General features: G+C 62.2%; 4 protein-coding genes. All 4 read right to left on the bottom strand.

Annotated elements, in window-relative coordinates:
* Positions 1-170: 170 nt before the first annotated feature.
* Positions 171-305 carry a hypothetical protein gene (locus HOY81_RS27535; RefSeq protein ID WP_272893359.1) on the bottom strand — a complete coding sequence of 45 codons (135 nt, stop codon included), beginning with the start codon at positions 303-305 and terminating at the stop codon, positions 171-173.
* A gap of 36 nt (positions 306-341) precedes the next feature.
* Entirely contained in the window at positions 342-911 is a 570-nt protein-coding gene (locus HOY81_RS26875; protein ID WP_237323316.1) for a hypothetical protein, read from the bottom strand.
* A 672-nt stretch (positions 912-1,583) separates the two neighbouring features.
* Positions 1,584-1,991 carry a hypothetical protein gene (locus HOY81_RS26870; protein ID WP_237323315.1) on the bottom strand — a complete coding sequence of 136 codons (408 nt, stop codon included), beginning with the start codon at positions 1,989-1,991 and terminating at the stop codon, positions 1,584-1,586.
* On the bottom strand, positions 1,988-3,381 hold a 1,394-nt coding region (locus HOY81_RS27530), incomplete at its 5' end, for a polymorphic toxin-type HINT domain-containing protein (protein WP_272893358.1). The genes HOY81_RS26870 and HOY81_RS27530, both read right to left, overlap by 4 nt.

The following is a 3,381-nucleotide window of genomic DNA, read 5'->3' as shown; positions in this document are numbered from 1 at the left end:
CGGTAAACGGGACTCAATGGTCGGTCATCGAAATGTTCGCCGGGCGGGGAGGAGGAGTGGGCGGAAGGGGCGGTTCCGGTGGCCGGATCACGGGGGTACGCGCGGACGCCGGGCGGGGACCCTTCCCACCGGTACGCTCCCGGGCCCCGCCGCCGAGGCTCTCGCCCGACTCACCACAATCTCAGCACCTGCTCACCATCGGCTCCGGTGGATCGGCCCCGGCCGAGTTCCATCGGCCCGTGCGGACCGCCGGCATTCATCGAGGTCACCTTCTCCTCACCACCGGGCGATACAGCCTGCTTCATGCAGAGAGAGTACTCCCCTGCTCTTCAAGGCCGAGCCTATCCATACGAAGATGTACCACTCGCTGGAATCTCATAGGAGACCGAAAGACTTCTATCGAAGATCACGACCAGGGCATCCGGCATATACGTAAAGCCGCTTCCTTCAGCTTCACCGAGCGCAATCACCAAGCTTGACCTTCTGGAGAATTCCAGCCGGTACGCCCAAGGCATCTCCGGGCAACCTTCATTTGGGATGTGCCAGGCGGGAGTGATGCCGACGATGTCCTGACCAAGGAATTCCTCCCAATCGACATGCCCACTCACATCGATAGCATCCCCATGGTGGGTGACATCCCCTTCTCCAGGGGCCCTGAATGCAATCGCCAAACCTTCGTTGACACCATCCATCGACCAGAAAAATGCCAGAGTGGCCTGGGTGTCCAAGCCAAGCTCAACGGCCATGTCGACTTCGTGTGCGCGGTCTTCCCTGTGCCCTTCGGGCCAGTTTTCACCTTGCGGTACAACGTAGCGAACCGTTCTTACGGCCGCTCCTTCGACCGCCTCCCGAAGCCCAGCAAGGCCATCATTGCCGCGCACCTGCGCATCCCACGGTTGGTGCACCAACATGCCTAATACCGCCCGAAGTATTGAAACTGACCGTTTGCGTCGAACGTCGCTCCGATCCCGCGCCCACTTGCCGGGTGCGGCATGATGACCGCATGCCGCCGACAAAGTTCAGAGCTCACAAGGTGACGTGAGCGGTCGGCAGGTCCGTACGCGGCTCACTGCTCGCCGAGGATGCGCAATCCGTGCTCTTCCTGGAAGTACGCGTAGTCCTTGAAGTTCAAGGCGGCCAACGGTAGGCCGTAGGTAAGGCAGCAGGCGGCGCTCCACATGTCGTTCGTCGGCCGGGGAACCGGCCTTCATCCCGGCTGCGGCGATCCGGCCCCACGTCGCGGCGACCGCTGCGTCCCCGTGATTTGGAGACCCTCAGGCCGCTGAGACGGCCGCAGAGACATCGTGCTAGGCCATGTATCCGAGGCCGGTGGGCTTCGTACCCCCTTGCCTCCGCCACTCCACCCCCCTGCTCCTGGAACTGGGCGTCGAACTCCTCGTCGTCAAGGACTCCTCGGCCACGCCCACATCGGCTCATCCCCACCGTCAACGGTCAACAGCGACAGCGACGAACCGCCACCTGCGCCGCCCCCGCCCGCTGACGTTGTCGTCAACTGCCGCCGTCACCCCACACAGATGCCCCGCCAGGACACACCTGAGGGGCTTTAGTTATTGCCAACGGTATCAGCTCTCCCTACGGGAAATTTCCCATGTGAGCGCTTTGCCTGATCTGATGGTCACCCACGCCGCAGGGAACTCCAATAGGACACCGCATATCTCGCCTACAGCATTCAGGATATCCGAGGTTGAGATTATGACGTCAAGATCAGGACTCCCGATCTCTTCTACCTTCTCGAAAGTCCATGCCTCAATGGGCCAACACCATTCGGGCAACGCCGGCCACCGGCCTTCGGCGACCTCGAGAGTCCAGTCCGTCCCGCAAGACAAGAGAATTGAAGGGCCTCCATCAAACAGGAATTCCACAGCCTCGACCGACGGGAGCTCCTGACAGTCATCTGCGAGGTACTTGACGCCAAGCGCAGCCCGCACGCGTTGACCCGCTCGCAGGTTCGCCACTCTTCGCTCGGTCATTTATTGCACCTACACGGATAGGGAGTGGCTTGCTGGAACCAGCCATTTTGTTTTTCCATGGGGAACATGGTTACAAACTGGCCGTCACCCTTCACCACGAGGAGATCCTTTCCACTGCGGTAGAAGAAGTAATCTTCTCCACCGCCATTCGCGGGATTCCACGGACCTCGCCTAACCTCATCATGCGACCCGCGAACCTCAGCAATTTTCTCACGGAACCAATTCCTGGAAGAGGCATCACCGGGATTGAGACCATAGTCCTGAGCGTGCTTACCCCACTTCTTTCCGAACTGCCCCTCATTGATGGAAAGCTCAGGGCCACAGTTGCTGTTGTGAACGAGGACCGGAGTCTGGCCCGCCAGGACATAGTACGTGTGGAGGCCGTGGAGGGTGAGGTTGTAGGTGTCGTGGTGGGCGGTGTAGGTGCGGGTGGTGTGGACGGTGGCGGGGGTGCCGTCGTCGGTGCGGAGGATCATGCCGGGCTTGAGGTCGCCGGCGTCGAGCCACCGCTGTTCGGACTCGGACCAGAAGGGGTGGTGGGCGGTGGTGGTGAGGACGTCGCTCTCGCCGGTGCCGTCGGTGACGGTGAGGTCGACGTACTCCTTGTCGTCCTTGGTGTAGATGGCGGCGGTGACGGTCTTGGCGACAGTCTCCCCGGTCTCGGGGTCGGTGGCGAGGACCTCGTCACCTGGTTCGAGTTCCTCGATCGGTTTGGTGGTGCCGTCCGCGAGAAGGACCTCGGTGCCTGCCAGGAAGCTGTTCTTCAGGCACCTCGTAGCTGCTTTGAGACCCTTTACTCCCTTGACCAGCTTGGCAACTTTGCCCACGCCAACGAGGCCCACGGCTGTCCAGACACAGCCTTTGATGCTTCCCTCGGCACAGCGCATGGCGTCGCGTACGCCGATGAGCTCCAGAAAGTCCTTCGAGGAACTGACCCAGCCGAGTACGTTGACAGCCGCGCAGATGTCTGAGCCAGGGTCGTTCCAGCAATGCCCGTCGCCCCACTTCTGCAGCATCGAAGCGTACGAGGCGTCGCCGTAGCCGTTCCCGTACCCACGCTGTACCAGCTCTTCCTCGGTGGGAATCTGCACCCCAGCGAGCGTCGGACGGGGTTTGTCGCCCCGGTCCCCGCCGGTGTGACCGCCACCGCCACCACCGCCCCCGTTTCGCGCGGCGGGGGGCTGCCAGGAGGTCTGCGTGACGGTGCTGATGACCTCGGTGCCGTCGTCGTTGTAGCAGTTGTAGTGGGTACAGCCCGGGCCACTGTCGTGCCAGGCGCTGTCCGGGTTGTCGTAGGTGCAGCCGTCGCAGAACAGCCCGGTGGGGTCGCTGTAGGTGACGGGGTTGTTGTTGGCGTAGGCGTACCCGTGCATCTGCATCGGGTCGGTGA

Origin of the sequence: Streptomyces sp. JJ36 (assembly GCF_021696945.1) — a bacterium.
Taxonomy (GTDB): domain Bacteria; phylum Actinomycetota; class Actinomycetes; order Streptomycetales; family Streptomycetaceae; genus Streptomyces.
Note: the sequence above shows the minus strand (reverse complement) of the source record. Positions and strands in the feature narration are given on the sequence as shown.

What these genes read in the sequence shown, in the direction of transcription:
- HOY81_RS26875 (WP_237323316.1), bottom strand. Translation starts at nt 911, where the DNA reads ATGTTGGTGCACCAACCGTGGGATGCGCAGGTGCGCGGCAATGATGGC.
- HOY81_RS26870 (WP_237323315.1), bottom strand. Translation starts at nt 1,991, where the DNA reads ATGACCGAGCGAAGAGTGGCGAACCTGCGAGCGGGTCAACGCGTGCGG.
- HOY81_RS27535 (WP_272893359.1), bottom strand. Translation starts at nt 305, where the DNA reads ATGAAGCAGGCTGTATCGCCCGGTGGTGAGGAGAAGGTGACCTCGATG.